Here is a 15537-nt window from a genome sequence, read left to right on the forward strand (position 1 = left end):
ATAAAGTGATTGATCCAAAAATTATCGCAAAAATGCCCAAAGTCGAACTTCATTGTCATTTAGATGGCTCCCTCAGTGTACAATGTATCAAACAGTTAGCAAAAAATGATCAGATATGGCTCCCGTTGACAGACGCTGAAATCCTCGAAAATGCGCAAGCACCCGAAACGACAAAAACATTACTTGAATATTTAAAACGCTTTGATTTTGTATTGCCGCTCCTTCAAAGTGCTCAAAATTTAACATACGCCACTTTTGATGTCGCACAGCAAGCCTCAAAAGATCAGGTGAAGTACATTGAGATTCGTTTTGCGCCCATGCAACATCTCAAAGGAAATTTGACCTTAGAAGAAGCTGTTGAAGCTGTTCTTGAAGGATGTCAAAGCGCACAGCAGCAGTTTGATTTGAAAATCAATCTCTTGATTTGTGGATTGAAACAAGAAAAAATAGCACAGCTTGAAAAACTCCCTGCATTGTTTGACCATCTCCCCAATGAACATCTGGTTGGTTTTGATTTAGCAGGAGATGAATTCAATTATCCAATGCGAATTTTTGAACCCCTCCTCAAGCAAATCACTTCACGACATGTTCAGCTAACATTACACGCAGGAGAATGTCCTCATTGCTCACAAAACATGCGTGATAGCATCACTTTTGGAGCAACACGATTAGGACATGGTGTTTGCGCACGTGATTTCTCATCAAAAGAATTGCAACACTTGATTGATCAAAAAATTGTATTGGAGATGGCTCCAACGAGTAATTTTCAAACCAAAGCAATCGAAACTCTTGAAGCCTATCCGTTTAAAAAATTGTACGATGCAGGAGTAAGAGTGACCCTCAACACGGACAATCGTACCGTATCAAATACAACGCTCCAAAAAGAATACAAAAAAATTTCAACATGGTATCCTGATTTTAAAATAAAGGATTTTGAGCAAGTGAATCATTATGCGATTGAAGGGGCGTTTATCAGTCCACTAGAAAAAGAAAACTTGCATGCTCAATTTAAGGCTGCATATAAAAAAATCTCTGAATAATTCAATTCAGAGATTTTTATTTAATCAAGCATCTAAGTTCATTTTTTATCAGGAGTCATGATCATTGGAACAACCAATGGTTCACGCTCCGTTTGTTTGTATAAAAATGGACTAAGTGCTTCGCGCATCGCACGTGCGACACTTGCTTCATTTGCATTTTCATCTTGCATTGCTTCACGAATCGCATTGAATAAAACACGCTGTCCTGAACGAATCAAATCTCCAGATTCACGCATATAAATAAACCCACGACTCAGCAAATCAGGTCCAGCAAGGACAGTTTTGTTTTGGAAATCAACAGTTGCAACCGCAAGAACAATCCCATCTTCTGATAATTCATGACGATCGTGTAAAACGGCATTTCCGACGTCTCCAATGCCAGAACCATCCACATAAGTATCAGCAGCACCAAAATGATCCGCATAGCGCGCACTATTTGCTGTTAATGCAAGCACATCACCATTTTCATGAATGAAACAATTTTCCTTTGGCACACCAACATCTTGAGCGAGTCCAGCGTGGATTTTAAGCATCCGATATTCTCCGTGAACAGGCATAAAATATTTGGGTTTAATCAAACGAAGCATGAGTTTTTGCTCCTGTTGCCCCCCGTGACCAGACGTATGGATATTGTTCATTTTTCCATAAATTACCTCAGCACCTGCTTCTGAAATCTTATTGATTAATTGATTAACCCCATAAGTATTTCCTGGAATGGCATTGGATGAAAAGACAACCGTATCCCCCATTTGAAGCGTGATGTGTCGGTGCATTCCATTTGCGATGCGAGAAAGTGCTGCCATCGGCTCACCTTGTGATCCAGTACACATGATGACAAGTTCATGACTTGGATATTGATTGATTTCACTTGGGTCAATGATCGTCCCTTTTGGTGCGTGTAAATAACCTAATTCCAATCCATTAACAATCGCTTTTTCCATTGACCGTCCAAAAACAACCACGTGACGTCCCGTTTTAACTGCTCCATCAATAGCCTGTTGTAAACGGAAAATATTTGAGGCAAAAGAGGCGAAAATAATGCGTCCTTCAATTCGCTCAAAAATTTTCATGATATTTTGGCCAACTACTTTTTCAGAATTTGAAAAAATAGGAATCTCTGCATTCGTTGAATCTGAAAGCAAGAGCAAAACTCCCTCATCTCCAAGACGTGCCATCGCGTGCAAATCAGCAGGGTCTCCAACTGGAGTAAAGTCAAACTTGAAATCTCCAGTCGCAACGATTTTGCCTTCTGGTGTATCCACTACAACAGCGATAGGCTCTGGAATAGAGTGAGTGGTTCTAAAAAAGCTCAAACTTAAATAATTAAACGTGATAACAGAATCTGGATGAATTTCATAAAGTTTTGCATCGCGCAAAAGACCATGTTCTTCAAGTTTTCCTCGAATCAATGCAAGAGATAAAGGTCCAGCATAAACAGGGATATTTGCTTGCTTAAGAAGAAATGGAATTCCTCCGATATGATCTTCGTGACCGTGAGTGATAAAAAGTCCCTTAACGCGATCAATATTTTCGATAATGTAAGTGTAATCAGGAATGACGTAATCCACTCCTAAAAGATCATCTTCTGGAAATTTAATCCCAGCATCAACGATGACAATTTCATCTTTGTATTCAATACCATAAGTATTTTTCCCGATTTCACCAAGTCCGCCAATCGCGTAAACGGCAACTTCATTGGGATTTATTTTTAATTGTTTTGGCATGTTTTCCTTTCTTGAGTACTAAATTAGTTTTTAAAACATTTGTAAAAATCCAGTTTTGATATGCTTTTTGTTTTGCTCACTCCTGAATAAGTCAAGGAAAACAAAAAGTTTGTACAAGAAAATAACTTTAAATTTCCCTCCTTTTGAGAAAAATCTAAAGCAATTTACCCCCGTTTTACAAAATTAGAAAGTTGTAATTTGAAAATCCCCATTCTCTTGGTCGTAAGCGACAGCATCATCACTTAAGGCTTGGATAAATTCAACGACATAAGCTGTGTTTTGTGCAAGAAGTTCGCGGCCTGCAATTACGCCTGCATTTTCATCTTGAACATCAAGGTCGAGGTACATGATTTGAGTGGTTTCGCGACGAGGAGCGCGGCTCTTATCTTTTTGGTAAAAAACTTTGAAAATCATAGGTTATCATAAACGAGTCGAGACTCGTTTCCTTTCTTTTACAATCTTTCTGGTGTGATAAATCACAATTGTATTATTTTTATTTTAGCATATTTATGGCTTTTTGGAAAGAGTCAATCATTTTTTTCACGAAGTAAACGTTATCAAATGATTAAAATTGGAACTTCGAGCTTTTGCGTGGTAGAATAGAAGACAGAGATTGAGCCAGCGCATAAAAAAATGCATCTGCTCAAAAAATCTAAATAGACAAAGAAAAGAATAAAATGAAAATTTTAGCATTAGATAGTTCATCCAAAGCTTTATCTGTCGCTTTAGTAAGCGATGAACAGATTTTAGGTGAAATCACATTAAATCTAAAAAAAAACCACAGTACGACACTTTTGGCTGCGATTGATTTTTTAATGGCACAAAGTGAAATGAAACCAAAAGATTTAGATCGAATCGTTGTGGCACAAGGCCCAGGTTCTTATACAGGTCTTCGCTTAGCTGCGACTGTTGGAAAAACTCTAGCTTATACGTGCGCTAAAGAAATTGTTGGAGTATCCAGTTTATTAGCTCTTGCAAGTCGTGTAAAAACAGAACATGCTTTTGTCATTCCTGTGATGGACGCACGTCGTGGAAATGCTTATGCTGCGGTTTATCAAAATGCACAAGTGATTATCGAAGACCAACACTGCGTTTTCAGTGATTTTCTAGCAAAAGTCACTCAAAAAGTTTCAGCACTTGATCAGGTTGTTTTTACTGGAGAAACTGAAAATTTTACGTCACAAATTCGAGCTGCTGGTTTTTTAGACACACAAATTTTAACAGATAGCTTAGCAATTTTACCTTCTGCTTATGAAATTGCTCAGCTCGCAATCCTCTTAAAACCAGAGGAGGCACACGGTTTTGCACCACATTATTTAAAAAAAGTTGAAGCAGAAGAGAGATGGTTAGAAACGCATGAAGAAGCTGAAAACGCTGCTAGCGGCTACGTTCAAAGAATTTAATCCTAGACGGTATTTAAAAATGGATGAAATTGAGCTGGAAAATAAGCAAAACGGTGTTGCTTATCGCTTTGCTCAACGGATTGATATTGTTGATATGCTTGCAATTGAACGCGATGTTTATGATGGGGAAGTGCCGTGGACCTTTTCTCATTTTGAGCATGAAATCGTACAAAATGAGAATGCTTTTTTCATCGTCGCTGAAATTGATCAAAAAGTAGTTGGGTTTATTGGCGCACGCGTGACTGATAAGGGGAAAAAGATCCATCTTTCAAACCTTGCGGTACTCAAAAAAAATCAAAATCATGGCATTGCAACAACGTTGATTAAACAAATTGTCCGATTATCAAAGCATTTAGGAAAAATGCAAATGACACTAGAAGTCCGACGAGATAATACAAAAGCACAAGGGCTTTATCGCCGCAATGGCTTTCAAACAGAGCACTTAATGCCAAGTTATTACGAAGATGGTGGCGATGCGATTTGGATGATTAAAAAGTTGAGAAATGATGTTGACGATTAGAGCATTAGATTCAAGTCATGAGCATCCAGCAGAAGCAATTTTTGAAGTTTTATCCTCTGTTTATGAGTACTCACCGTGGTCTTTAGAATATTTAAAAAAAGATTTAGCACTTCCTTACAGTCATTATTATGTCGCACTCGATTCTGATAAAATTATTGGATTTTTAGCAATCACAAAACTCATTAATGAAATCGAAATTACGAACCTTGCGGTTTGTAAGGCTTATCAACGGCAGAACATTGCACATCGCTTGTTTGCTTTAATACTAGAGCAAAGCGAAGAAGAAATGCTTAATGACTCTGAGACGACGCTGTTTTTAGAAGTAAGGGCATCAAATGTCATTGCCCAAAAACTGTATCAAAATCTGGGGTTTGAAGCGTATCACACGAGAAAAAATTATTATCAAGACCCCGTTGAAGATGCTATTTTGATGAGAAAATTAATCTGATGGGCAAAAAATGAAAAGAAAAGAAAAAATGAAAGATAATTATATTCTAGCATTTGAAACGTCTTGTGATGAGACGTCCGTTGCTGTTTTAAAGAATGGGACAACGCTGTTATCTAATGTAATTGCAAGTCAAATCAATAGCCATAAGCGCTTTGGTGGAGTGGTTCCAGAAGTCGCAAGCCGTCATCATGTTGAGCAGATTACAGCATGTATTGATGAAGCGCTGCTTCAAGCAAATGTTGAAGTTAGTGACTTAAGTGCTGTGGCCGTAACTCAAGGACCAGGACTTGTGGGGGCTTTATTGATTGGGATTATGGCAGCAAAAACATTTGCTTGGGCCAATCAATTGCCTCTAATTCCAGTGAATCATATGGCAGGACATTTAATGGCGGCAAGTTTAGTGGATACGATTGAGTATCCTGCAATGGCTTTACTGGTTTCTGGTGGGCATAGTGAGTTGGTTTATGTAGAAAAAGAAGGAAGTTATAAAAAAGTCGGAGAAACGCGAGATGATGCTGTCGGTGAGGCTTATGATAAAGTCGGACGGGTGATGGGCTTGACGTATCCTTCAGGGAAAGCTGTTGATGAACTTGCACATCAAGGACAAGATACGTATCATTTTCCTCGTGCAATGATGAATACACATGACATTGAATTTTCATTTTCTGGTTTGAAATCAGCATTTATTAATACTGTTCATCATGCAGAGCAAAAAGGAGAGGACCTTGTCAAGGATGATCTGCGCAATTTGGCGGCTTCTTTCCAAGCAGCTGTTTTGGATGTCTTAATTGGAAAAACGAAGTTGGCATTGGAAAAATACCCTGTAAAAACACTTATCGTAGGAGGGGGGGTTTCAGCGAATCAAGGACTTAGAGAACGACTGCAATTAGATGTAACAGACGTTAAAGTGATTGTTCCACCACTTCGTTTATGTGGGGACAATGCGGGAATGATAGCCGCAGCGGCATACGTTGAGTGGCAACGGCAAAATTTTTCCGGATTAGATTTGAATGCAAAACCAAGTTTGGTTTTTGAGGATTTGTAAGAAAATGAAGGGAAAATCAAAATGTTAGCATTAAAAATTCAAATGATGAATGGAATGATTTACGATGATGAATTTGAAGATGTTTCTGAATTCATCCGCCTGATGATGGATGACTTTCCACCGATGGACGACAAAGATGTCATTTTAGAAGTGGTGCGTGATGGAGAAAAGTATGATTTTTCTGGAACAGCGAATGAATTATATGAACATTGGATGAATGAAAATTAAGAAAAAGAGTGTTGTCAGTACTGACAACATCTTTTTTGTTCGGGGTAAAATAAATCAGTATTATTTGAGTTGAATCATTACTTTTTGTGATAAAATATTGATAATTAATTAAATATATTTATTTCTTAGGGGATATATGGTAAATACTTTAAAACGGATTGGATCCGACAAAACTTTTTTAGTCACTTTTTTACTTGCTGTTCTTTCTTTGATGTTTGGTACAGTGAAGGTGTCAGATATTGATATTAAAACGGTACTTGCCTTATTAAGTTTGATTATTACAGTCTCGATTTATGAGAACTTGAATCTTTTGAAACACGTGGCAGATCTTATCATTGAAAAATGTGGGACGATGAGGAGCATGGTTTTTGTGATTTTGCTGTTTTCGTTTTTTGGCTCAATGTTATTTACGAATGATGTCGCGATTTTGACGCTGGTTCCGATTCTTTTTAGTATTGATCAAAAAATTAAAATTCCAAAAATTTCTATCATCAGTTTGACAACGATTTATGCTAATCTCGGTAGTGCATTGACGCCGATTGGGAATCCTCAAAATCTTTATTTGGTTTCTCATTATCATCTGCCACTGTTAAAATTTTTTCAAATGTCACTTCCGATTGGCTGTTTGAGTTTGATTTCTTTAGTGCTTTGTCCGTTTTTTTTCTCAAAAGCGCGCATTGAACAGCTCAAAAGTGAGCCGCTATTTCTTTCAAAAAAAGTCGGGATTGCTCTTGGCTTTACGACAATTGTAGTTTTGATTAGTGTGCTTTCGTTGATTCCGGTAGGGTATGCGGTAGGTGCGAGTTTATGTTGTGCTTTTTTTGTAGATAAAAAAGTTTATGCTCAGATTGACTACGGGATTATCCTTACTTTTGTGAACTTTTTTATCATTGTTGGTGCGATTGGGCGCTTTCCTATGGTTCATGATTTTTTGACACTGACTTTGCTCAATCGTTTTGCAGTGTTTATTAGCTCAGTAGGGATTAGCCAGGTGATCAGTAATGTTCCTGCAGCTGTTTTGTTGTCAAAATTCACTCCCCAAGCTTTTGCACTTTATTTGGGAGTGACGGTTGGAGGATTAGGAACATTGATTGCTTCTTTAGCAAATTTATTAGCGCTCAGGCAATATCATATGATTTCAACTGACCGTTCAACAGGAAAATTCTTTTTGAGATTTAGTTTATTGAATGTGCTGTATTTAGCTGCATTCATTGGAATTGGGCTTGTCATCCTTGGCCTAATTTAAAGTGAATTTGGGGGAGATTTTTGGATTAAAATTCAAAACTGATGATTTTCTACCTAAATTTTTGACAAGTGCGTCAAAGAGTGCTAGACTAGTAAGGTACTCAGGTCCCATCTTCTAATGGTTAGGAAACTGGTTTCTCATTCCGGAAATAGGGGTTCGATTCCCCTTGGGACTATAAAATAACACGAGAAAACCCTTTGTTTAAAGGGTTGTTTTTATTTCTTGTGCCAATATTGTGCCAAAATATTTTCAATTATTTACTTCTACTCAATTTTTCGAGAACTTTTTTCATATTAATATTTTCTTGTTCCTGCAATTCTTTAATAGCGTGAGCGTATGTTGACATGGTCACGTTATAACTTTTATGGCCAAGCCTTTTAGAAATATATAATATATTAATACCCTCAAAAATAAGCATTGAAGCGTGTGAATGTCTTAGTCCATGGCAAGTTAATTTTTCGTTAATTTCTAATTTCTTGCATAATTTACGAATTTGTTTGTTTACTGAACTATTTGATACAAGACCATCTCTTACGTTGTAAAAAACGAAGTCATGAGGTGGATTTACTTTATACTTTTTAAATAACTTTTCTTGAGATAATTTGTATTTTTTAATTTCATATAAAGTATTACCGTCCAAATATATTCTTCTGATTGACTCTTTGTTTTTTGTTGGTGCAAATGAATTGTTTTTGAAATCCCATGTCCGTTTAACATTAATATAATTATTATCGAAGTTAACGTTATCCCATGTTAATCCAACTAATTCACTATATCTCATACCAGTAAGAGATGCGATATAAACCATGAATGGTGTAGCATACAGTGGGTTTAATTTTTCTCTAACAAACTGAATTAGTCTTGAAAATTCTTCAAAGTTAAGATACTTATCTTCTTCATCTTTAGGTTTTACTTTTCCAATAGTAACAGCTCCTTTTGTAAAGTCCATTTTGATGACTCCTTCATCTAATAAATTAGAAAGCGCAGCATGAATGTGAATATTTATTTTTCTCGTTGACGAAGTAGAGTGCTTGCTTGAGTAGGCATTAAGTTTTTCTTGGTATACAGAGCGAGTTAAAGTTTTTACTGTCGCTCCTTCAAGGTATTCATTTATTATTTTAAGGCTATATAGGTAGATATTAAATGTCTTGTCCGATACTTTATCTTTTTTATATGTGTTTATCCATTTTTCGAAATAGTCGCTCAATAGAATATCTTTAGAAGTTGCATTAAATCCTTTAAATAGATCTGATTCTATTTCTCCAGCAGCTGCTATAGCTTCTGATTTCTTAGAAAAACCACTTTTTCTTAATTTTTTATACTTTCCATCCGTGTCTTTATATGATATTTCATATTGCCAAACATTACCACGTTTTACAAATCTTGCCATTGATTTTTACTCCTTTTCCTGTTAAAATGAGTACAGTAAAAGACCTTCGTTTGAAGTGTTTTATACTCTCCTGTAATTAAGTCGCCCCACGTCGCCAAACTTGGGCGGCTTTTTTCATTTTATGCGTTAATTTTTTGTCTATTTTCGATAGAAAGTTGAACTAAAAATCTATAAAGATCAGATACGTCTAATTTTTTAGGAAAAGAAAATTCATATTTTGAAAGAGTTGTTGTTAACGCTTTATAATATGGGTTAGTCAGGTACGTAATATACATATTAGTATCATCAAATCCAAACCCTGCTGCCGTGTACTGAACGTCAACGATGCTGTCTAAAAAAATTTGTGTGATGGCTTTTTTCTGACCAGTAACTCCTTGAGCATCAATGAAAAGAAGACGATTGTTAGTTACAATAATTTCATCACGAATCAATTTGTAAGATGATATTATCTGTTCGTTTTCAACGAGCATATGAGCCCATTTTTCGGTTGCTGCTGCATTATTTTGCGCTGTTGCATTACCCAGAAGTCCTTGTAAGAAACTTCCAGAATCAGCACCAGAAACAGCATTATCTACTTTACGAGTAGTGTCCGAAACTTTATCAGATGCAACTTTAGCAGCCTTGTCAGCTACTTTATTCAAACTTTCTAATAATCCCATAATAAACCTCCTACATAGCTTTTAACGAGAATCAAGACTTGCTCATTATTTTTTAATTATATAATTTCTGGCGTGAACCAGTCAACAACTTCTCCAACAATGTTCCAGTAACCGCCATCTTCTGGAGGAACTGGCAAGAATCTATCGCTATATTTTTCATTAACTGAATGAAGAATCAATTCATCATCATTAATTATTACTTCCTTAACCCACGCTGTTCCGTCATAGTCAACTACAAATATTCCACCGTTTGGCGTATCATAGTTTTGTCTGACAAGAATAACGTCTCCATCGTGAAGAGTAGGTTCCATCGAGTCACCAGTTACTACAGTTGCGAAGTCAAAGCGTGGTAAGTCGGTACGCAAAGTATAATAAATTGTTTTCTCATTTTCTCCATAATGGAAGCCAAATCCTGCAGATACTTGTTCTATTGTTTCAATCGGAATAAGCTTATCTTTTTTAATCACATCCTTGATATTAATTATATTATTATTTTGCTCATTCAGCTGTTCACTTGCAAAATTTAATACTTTTCCTTGACGTTTTGAATTTAATGAATCGAAAATATCATTTAATTCTTTTTTAATAGGAGAAGTTTCATTTTCTGAATCTCCTATACCTAAAATATCAAGCGGGGATATTCCAAGAGCTTTTGAAAGAGAAACTATTTTATCTCTCCCCATATTTTCAATCATACCGTTTTCCCATTTTCTGACGGTGGATTTACCAACGCCTACAATCTCGCCAACCTGTTCAAGTGTCAGCTTCTTTTCTAGCCGTTTTTCTTTTAATATGTTTTCCATAGTTGAAAAATCTCCTTTTTTAAATTATAACATTAAAGTGTCGTAAAGTACACAAAAAAGACGATAAAAATAAAAAAATATTTTTTTTAATAAAAAAGTGTATTTTAAGACACAAAACACTTGACAATGTTTTTTTATAGTGATATACTAATAGTGTCTTAAAGGACACAACGAAAACGAAAGGAGGTGAACAATGAAATCAAATGAATTTCTTGGTCGTTTAAAATCAATGGGCAAAAATGTTGATTGGCTAGAAAGCCAAATGAATGAAAGTGGAGAACAAGTTTCACGTTCCGCAATTTACAAAAAGCTTCGTGGCGAGTCTGAATTTACAGCCCAACAAATTAAAGTTATCAGCAAAGTAATGAATTTTACAAATGATGAAATGCTTGATATTTTTTTTGAAGAACTAGTGTCTTAAAAGACACTTAAGAAAGGAGAATAATATGCCATACGCAAAAATAACATATCTTCCTGTCGAAATGTTAGCGAAATTGATGGAAATTTATCCAGTTAAATTTAAGTAAAGAAAGGAAACCAAAATGGAAGCTGAGCAGGTTTTTACTCCATTTCAAATTGAAGTAATTGAAAAAATTATAGAACAATCATTAGAAAATTTTAATAAAAATGAAGTTCATCAAAATAATGGTTGGGTAGGAATGAAAGTTTTCGAAGAAAAAAGCAACCGCTCAAGAACGACTATAACAAAATTACTCAAACAACCAATTAACATTAAAAGATTTTCTGTTGAAAATGGTGGCTGGGTATATTATCCACCAGACTTCGGCAAATGGTCATTTCATTATGAAGAAATGATGGAGTTTATCGAAAAAGAATTTTATTCAAAATATAACGGAGGAAAAATAAAATGACACCACAAGATTTTATTTTTGACAACACAGGTTACACAATCACAACCGTAAAGGAACTACCAAATGGACATGTCGTCATTGAACACAGACAAAAAACAGGCAAAGAATTGCTTGCAGATTGGAACTTTTGAACATAAAAAAAGCCCGCACGGGCATGCGGACTAAGACGTGATACATCTTTATATATTTTTATACCTAGATTATATCACGTTTCAACAAAAATAGGAAATGGAGAAGTTCAAACATGACTAATCAAATAACAATACAAAATAATCCTGAAAGTACAGAACCTAAAAAACAAAATGTTAACAATTTTATGAAGTCAGAGGCTGTCCAACATCGCTTTAAAGAAGTTTTAGGCAAAAAGGCGAATGGTTTTATTTCGAGCCTATTAACAATTGTAAGCAACAATAACTTATTAAAGGAAGCTGATCCAAATAGCATCATGACTGCGGCAATGAAAGCTGCTGCTCTTGATTTACCAATTGAACCAAGTTTAGGCTTTGCGTATGTTGTTCCGTACAACCGAAGTGAGAAGGTAGGAAATCAATGGATTAAACATAAAGAAGCACAGTTCCAAATTGGATACAAAGGATTAATTCAACTGGCGCTAAGAAGTGGACAATTAAAGAATATTAATTCTGGAATTGTTTATGAAGAGCAATTTGTGAGTTATGATCCACTTTTCGAGGAATTAGAAATTGACTTTACTAAGCCTCAAGGAACTGAAGTTAAAGGGTATTTTGCGAGTGTTAAATTAATCAATGGGTTTGAAAAAGTAACATTTTGGACCAAAGAACAAGTTATAAATCACGGGAAACGATTCAGTAAATCCTATGGAAACGGACCATGGAAAACTGATTTTGATGCTATGGCGCAAAAAACTGTGATGAAAGCAATGATTTCTAAATATGTTCCGTTGAGTCAAGAAATGCAAATGGGTATCATTGCAGATAATCAAGATGAGGATATGACCCGGCCACCAACGGATGTTACAGAAAGCGAGCCATTAATTAGTATTGAAGATTCAATACCAGAAGAACAAAACGCTATTGAAGGACCTGATGCTCAAACTCAAGAAACAACTGAACGAAAAGGTGAAGAAGTAATTGAAGAACTCTTTCCAGTGGGTAAAAGCTGATGAAAAAAAGATTAAGTTTCTCAAGTTTAAAAGCATTCTCTGATTGTGAAGCCGAAGCTGTTGCGGTTATGGCTGAAGAGTGGGATAGACAATCCACTTTCTCTCCATCGACAATTGAAGCTATGAATGCCGGAAGCTATGTCCATAAATATTTCGAAAGCAATAAGGCTTTAGAAGAGTTTAAGTTAGAACATGAATCAGATATGTTCACTAAAAAAGGAAGTCTGAAGTCTCAATTTCAAATTGCTGAGAAAATGGTTCAAACGCTTGATAAGGATCCATTATTTAAAACAATCTACCAAGGAGTTAAAGAACTTGAGATCTTCGGAAAAATTCAAGGAATTGAATTTCACGGCTTCCTAGATTGTTTGAATCTCGAGCGAAATATATTTATTGATATCAAAACAATCAGAGGTTCTATCAGAGATAAGGAATGGTCAGAAACTGAATACCGAAGAGTGAGCTGGATTGAATCAAGAAAATATCTTTGGCAAATGGCTATTTATCAAGAACTTCTTAGGCAGTCTGATGATGAAAAAATAGGCAAAAATATTCAACCTGTAATTTATGCTATTACGAAAGAAACATTTCCAGATAGTTCTGGTATCACGATACCTCAAGAATGGTTAGATGATTCACTGCTAGAGGTGCAAGAGGCTTCTGAAAAATATATCGAAGTATTAAACGGTAGAGAGCCAAAACGTTGTGAACGCTGCAATTATTGTAAGGCTACAAAGCTAAACACTCACACAATATCAATTACAGAATTAATTTAAAACCATGAGCAAGCTTAATCCTCGTTAAACTTAAGCTAGGTCAGAGGAAGCACATTCCACTACTTTTTGGACGAGGTAGAGACCGTATTTAGTCAGGGGCGCTGATGTAATGAGCTTAATACAGCGGTAGCCGTAAGTCAGAAGAGTGCAGGAACACCGCAACCCCGTTATTATGAAAGGAATATTTTTTTGGCACAACGTAGAATGTTTAGCAAAGAAATAACAACCAGTGACCTATTTGTTGAAATGCCATCTTCTAGTAGACTTCTTTACTATGATTTAGGAATGGAAGCTGATGATGAGGGATTTATAGGTAACGCTAGAATGTTAAGCAGAGCCTATGGAGCTAGTAGCGATGATCTTAAATTGTTAGCAACAAAAGGATTTATCATCATGTTTCCAAATGGAGTTACTGTTGTTAAGGATTGGAATTTAAACAACAAAATAAGAAAAGATAGGCAAAAGCCAACAATATATACAGAAGAAAAATCTTTGTTAACCCTTGATAGTAAAGGGTCTTACCTCATTAACAACCAAATGTCAGCAGTATGTCAACCAATTGACAACCAAATGTCCGCACAGGATAGGATAGGTAAGGAGAGTTTAGGTAAGGAGAGTATAGGATATAATGTCGAGGAAAATTTCATTTTTCCCGACTACTTATCTGAAAAAACAATCGAATCTATCAAAAAAGGAAATCCAAAGAACTTTAATTTCAGAATTCCTATTGCTTACCTCAACCAAGTGACAGGTAAAAACTTCCAATTTGTGGAGAAATCTATGAATTTAATTAAAGCGAGGTTAAAAGATGGATTTGTGTTGGACGACTTCAAGAAAGTAATAGATATCAAATTCAACGAGTGGTCAAATACAGATATGGCAAAGTATATCAGGCCTGAAACGCTTTTTGGAAATAAGTTTGATGGTTACTTGAATCAAATGGCATTACCATCTAAGCAAGGAAGCCAGGAATACTGTGATGATTTACCATTTTAAGAAAGGGAAACATGTTTAAATCAATATCTGATGCAATAGTCTTTAAAAATAGACCAGATGCAAGCGCTAGAGCAGAAGAAAAACGCATTGAAATTTTATCGCATCCAATCGTTGAGCGTATGTGTTTAGAGCATATGCTGACGGATAGACAGATTGACAACTCAATGAGTGCTTTCTTAACATATATCAGCCAAAAAGAGAAGCTGAAAGCAGACCCACTTAATGAATATGATGTTGAATTATTTTTCATGAAAGAATATGGCTATGTGGTTGCAAATCTAATCACTACTGAAGCAATGAAGAATAGAAAACTCGAATATGACACAAGCGATAAGCTTAAACGTGAGAGCATTCTTTCTGACAAGCGCATTGAGAAAGCCACGTTTGAAACATTCATCCCTCAAGGAGCTAAAGAGCTTGAAGCTTTGAAATTTGCGCAGGAAGCTGCGAATGATTACCGTTTTGGTAAGACTGGCAACTTGCTTATGACAGGAAAAGCAGGGACTGGTAAGAGCCATCTTGCAATGTCAATCATTGAATATCTGAATAGCACGTTTAGAAATGATGGGAAATACAAGACAGCGCTATTTGTTTCAGTTGTTGAGTTATTTGAACGAATGAAAGAAAGCTTTGATGAAGAAGAAGGCAAGTACAGCACCAAAAGAATGCGTGATATTTTATCAAATGCGGATTACTTAGTTCTTGACGATTTAGGAGCTGAGACTGGAAAAGACAGAAACGGAAATGTAAAAAGAGCAAGTGATTGGTGCGAGAAATTTCTTTCAATGGTCTTAGAAGCTCGTGAAACGACCATATTCACAACGAATTACAACGGTGAGGAATTAACCAAGATGTACGGTCAACGTCTCGTGAGCAGGATATTTGAAGGATCTTACGGCAATACTTTCATATTCGAAGGAATCAAAGATAAACGGAGACGAATCAATGAAGTTTGAATTTGAACTGGAAAAGATGCCAACTACACAACAGCAAAAAGGCATTAAAAAAGTGAATGGTAAACTTCAATTCTATGACCGCGGAGGAACTAGCAATTATGAGCTTAAAGCAAATCTCATGAAGAACAAGCCAAAAGAGTGCTTTGAAAAAAATGCTCCTTTGAAGTTATCCGTTACTTTCTTCTACGCTATCAAGCAAAATAAGCGCTGGTGGCAATGGAAAACGACAAGACCTGACTTAGATAATCTCATGAAGAACTTGCAAGACTATATGACTAAGTTGCGTTATT

Annotated in this window: 20 protein-coding genes and 1 tRNA gene; 16 read left to right on the plus strand and 5 right to left on the minus strand. The window is 35.9% G+C overall.

Annotated elements, in window-relative coordinates:
* The first annotated feature begins 5 nt into the window (after window positions 1-5).
* Window positions 6-1040 (plus strand): adenosine deaminase, encoded by a 1035-nt coding sequence (gene add / locus GHI93_RS06385; RefSeq protein ID WP_343030327.1) that lies wholly within the window; start codon window positions 6-8, stop codon window positions 1038-1040.
* 38 nt (window positions 1041-1078) lie between these two features.
* Here the strand turns inward: add and rnjA are convergent, their stop codons facing one another.
* Together rnjA and GHI93_RS06395 are read right to left on the minus strand one after the other, a co-directional pair.
* Entirely contained in the window at window positions 1079-2764 is a 1686-nt protein-coding gene (rnjA, locus tag GHI93_RS06390; protein ID WP_153496228.1) for a ribonuclease J1, read from the minus strand.
* Window positions 2765-2947: 183 nt separating this feature from the next.
* Window positions 2948-3178, minus strand: coding sequence for a DNA-directed RNA polymerase subunit epsilon (locus GHI93_RS06395; protein ID WP_153496229.1), 231 nt, complete (start codon window positions 3176-3178; stop codon window positions 2948-2950).
* Window positions 3179-3441: 263 nt separating this feature from the next.
* On the opposite strand from GHI93_RS06395, the gene tsaB reads away from it, so the two are divergent.
* From tsaB to GHI93_RS06430, 7 genes are all read left to right on the plus strand, one after another.
* Window positions 3442-4167, plus strand: a complete 726-nt coding sequence (tsaB, locus tag GHI93_RS06400; protein ID WP_153496230.1) for a tRNA (adenosine(37)-N6)-threonylcarbamoyltransferase complex dimerization subunit type 1 TsaB — start codon at window positions 3442-3444, stop codon at window positions 4165-4167.
* Entirely contained in the window at window positions 4121-4687 is a 567-nt protein-coding gene (rimI, locus tag GHI93_RS06405) for a ribosomal protein S18-alanine N-acetyltransferase (protein WP_153496231.1), read from the plus strand. The genes tsaB and rimI (GHI93_RS06405) overlap by 47 nt, the downstream gene beginning before the upstream one ends.
* On the plus strand, window positions 4674-5135 hold the full coding sequence (rimI, locus tag GHI93_RS06410) for a ribosomal protein S18-alanine N-acetyltransferase (protein ID WP_246177048.1): 462 nt from the start codon (window positions 4674-4676) through the stop codon (window positions 5133-5135). Before rimI (GHI93_RS06405) ends, rimI (GHI93_RS06410) begins: the two co-directional genes overlap by 14 nt.
* A 28-nt stretch (window positions 5136-5163) precedes the next feature.
* Window positions 5164-6180 (plus strand): tRNA (adenosine(37)-N6)-threonylcarbamoyltransferase complex transferase subunit TsaD, encoded by a 1017-nt coding sequence (gene tsaD, locus GHI93_RS06415; RefSeq protein WP_153496233.1) that lies wholly within the window; start codon window positions 5164-5166, stop codon window positions 6178-6180.
* A gap of 21 nt (window positions 6181-6201) precedes the next feature.
* Window positions 6202-6408, plus strand: coding sequence for a hypothetical protein (locus GHI93_RS06420; RefSeq protein ID WP_153496234.1), 207 nt, complete (start codon window positions 6202-6204; stop codon window positions 6406-6408).
* Between the two features lie 136 nt (window positions 6409-6544).
* Entirely contained in the window at window positions 6545-7654 is a 1110-nt protein-coding gene (locus tag GHI93_RS06425; RefSeq protein ID WP_153496235.1) for an SLC13 family permease, read from the plus strand.
* 103 nt (window positions 7655-7757) lie between these two features.
* Window positions 7758-7829: transfer RNA gene (locus tag GHI93_RS06430), tRNA-Glu, on the plus strand.
* Between the two features lie 78 nt (window positions 7830-7907).
* On the opposite strand, the gene GHI93_RS06435 is transcribed toward GHI93_RS06430, so the two are convergent.
* The 3 genes from GHI93_RS06435 to GHI93_RS06445 all read right to left on the minus strand — a co-directional run bounded on the left by GHI93_RS06435 (window position 7908) and on the right by GHI93_RS06445 (window position 10506).
* The gene (locus tag GHI93_RS06435; RefSeq protein WP_153496236.1) at window positions 7908-9044 is read right to left on the minus strand and encodes a tyrosine-type recombinase/integrase; all 1137 of its coding nucleotides are present in this window, start codon (window positions 9042-9044) and stop codon (window positions 7908-7910) included.
* Between the two features lie 119 nt (window positions 9045-9163).
* Window positions 9164-9703: a PH domain-containing protein gene (locus GHI93_RS06440; protein ID WP_153496237.1), complete on the minus strand. Its 540-nt coding sequence runs from the start codon at window positions 9701-9703 to the stop codon at window positions 9164-9166.
* Between the two features lie 56 nt (window positions 9704-9759).
* A complete protein-coding gene (locus tag GHI93_RS06445) occupies window positions 9760-10506 on the minus strand; it encodes an XRE family transcriptional regulator (protein WP_153496238.1) in 747 nt (248 codons plus the stop codon).
* A gap of 193 nt (window positions 10507-10699) precedes the next feature.
* Here GHI93_RS06445 and GHI93_RS06450 point away from each other — a divergent pair, with 193 nt between their 5' ends.
* The 8 genes from GHI93_RS06450 to GHI93_RS06480 form a co-directional block, all read left to right on the plus strand.
* Window positions 10700-10927: a hypothetical protein gene (locus GHI93_RS06450; RefSeq protein WP_153496239.1), complete on the plus strand. Its 228-nt coding sequence runs from the start codon at window positions 10700-10702 to the stop codon at window positions 10925-10927.
* A gap of 121 nt (window positions 10928-11048) precedes the next feature.
* On the plus strand, window positions 11049-11378 hold the full coding sequence (locus GHI93_RS06455; protein ID WP_153496240.1) for a DUF771 domain-containing protein: 330 nt from the start codon (window positions 11049-11051) through the stop codon (window positions 11376-11378).
* Window positions 11375-11509, plus strand: a complete 135-nt coding sequence (locus tag GHI93_RS13175) for a hypothetical protein (RefSeq protein ID WP_281347481.1) — start codon at window positions 11375-11377, stop codon at window positions 11507-11509. The genes GHI93_RS06455 and GHI93_RS13175 overlap by 4 nt, the downstream gene beginning before the upstream one ends.
* A 113-nt stretch (window positions 11510-11622) precedes the next feature.
* On the plus strand, window positions 11623-12519 hold the full coding sequence (locus GHI93_RS06460; protein WP_153496241.1) for a recombinase RecT: 897 nt from the start codon (window positions 11623-11625) through the stop codon (window positions 12517-12519).
* Window positions 12519-13295, plus strand: coding sequence for a PD-(D/E)XK nuclease-like domain-containing protein (locus GHI93_RS06465; protein WP_153496242.1), 777 nt, complete (start codon window positions 12519-12521; stop codon window positions 13293-13295). The genes GHI93_RS06460 and GHI93_RS06465 overlap by 1 nt, the downstream gene beginning before the upstream one ends.
* A gap of 189 nt (window positions 13296-13484) precedes the next feature.
* On the plus strand, window positions 13485-14291 hold the full coding sequence (locus GHI93_RS06470; protein WP_153496243.1) for a conserved phage C-terminal domain-containing protein: 807 nt from the start codon (window positions 13485-13487) through the stop codon (window positions 14289-14291).
* 11 nt (window positions 14292-14302) lie between these two features.
* Window positions 14303-15247, plus strand: a complete 945-nt coding sequence (locus tag GHI93_RS06475; RefSeq protein ID WP_153496244.1) for a DnaA ATPase domain-containing protein — start codon at window positions 14303-14305, stop codon at window positions 15245-15247.
* Window positions 15237-15537 (plus strand): RusA family crossover junction endodeoxyribonuclease (locus GHI93_RS06480; RefSeq protein ID WP_153496245.1); only part of this gene is annotated, 301 nt, incomplete at its 3' end. The genes GHI93_RS06475 and GHI93_RS06480, both read left to right, overlap by 11 nt.

Origin of the sequence: Lactococcus hircilactis, from assembly GCF_009601015.1 — a bacterium.
Lineage (GTDB): Bacteria > Bacillota > Bacilli > Lactobacillales > Streptococcaceae > Lactococcus > Lactococcus hircilactis.

Coding starts and splice junctions, on each gene's coding strand:
- rnjA (WP_153496228.1), bottom strand. CDS start 2,764: ATGCCAAAACAATTAAAAATAAATCCCAATGAAGTTGCCGTTTACGCG.
- GHI93_RS06395 (WP_153496229.1), bottom strand. CDS start 3,178: ATGATTTTCAAAGTTTTTTACCAAAAAGATAAGAGCCGCGCTCCTCGT.
- tsaB (WP_153496230.1), top strand. CDS start 3,442: ATGAAAATTTTAGCATTAGATAGTTCATCCAAAGCTTTATCTGTCGCT.
- rimI (WP_153496231.1), top strand. CDS start 4,121: ATGAAGAAGCTGAAAACGCTGCTAGCGGCTACGTTCAAAGAATTTAAT.
- rimI (WP_246177048.1), top strand. CDS start 4,674: ATGTTGACGATTAGAGCATTAGATTCAAGTCATGAGCATCCAGCAGAA.
- tsaD (WP_153496233.1), top strand. CDS start 5,164: ATGAAAGATAATTATATTCTAGCATTTGAAACGTCTTGTGATGAGACG.
- GHI93_RS06420 (WP_153496234.1), top strand. CDS start 6,202: ATGTTAGCATTAAAAATTCAAATGATGAATGGAATGATTTACGATGAT.
- GHI93_RS06425 (WP_153496235.1), top strand. CDS start 6,545: ATGGTAAATACTTTAAAACGGATTGGATCCGACAAAACTTTTTTAGTC.
- GHI93_RS06435 (WP_153496236.1), bottom strand. CDS start 9,044: ATGGCAAGATTTGTAAAACGTGGTAATGTTTGGCAATATGAAATATCA.
- GHI93_RS06440 (WP_153496237.1), bottom strand. CDS start 9,703: ATGGGATTATTAGAAAGTTTGAATAAAGTAGCTGACAAGGCTGCTAAA.
- GHI93_RS06445 (WP_153496238.1), bottom strand. CDS start 10,506: ATGGAAAACATATTAAAAGAAAAACGGCTAGAAAAGAAGCTGACACTT.
- GHI93_RS06450 (WP_153496239.1), top strand. CDS start 10,700: ATGAAATCAAATGAATTTCTTGGTCGTTTAAAATCAATGGGCAAAAAT.
- GHI93_RS06455 (WP_153496240.1), top strand. CDS start 11,049: ATGGAAGCTGAGCAGGTTTTTACTCCATTTCAAATTGAAGTAATTGAA.
- GHI93_RS13175 (WP_281347481.1), top strand. CDS start 11,375: ATGACACCACAAGATTTTATTTTTGACAACACAGGTTACACAATCACA.
- GHI93_RS06460 (WP_153496241.1), top strand. CDS start 11,623: ATGACTAATCAAATAACAATACAAAATAATCCTGAAAGTACAGAACCT.
- GHI93_RS06465 (WP_153496242.1), top strand. CDS start 12,519: ATGAAAAAAAGATTAAGTTTCTCAAGTTTAAAAGCATTCTCTGATTGT.
- GHI93_RS06475 (WP_153496244.1), top strand. CDS start 14,303: ATGTTTAAATCAATATCTGATGCAATAGTCTTTAAAAATAGACCAGAT.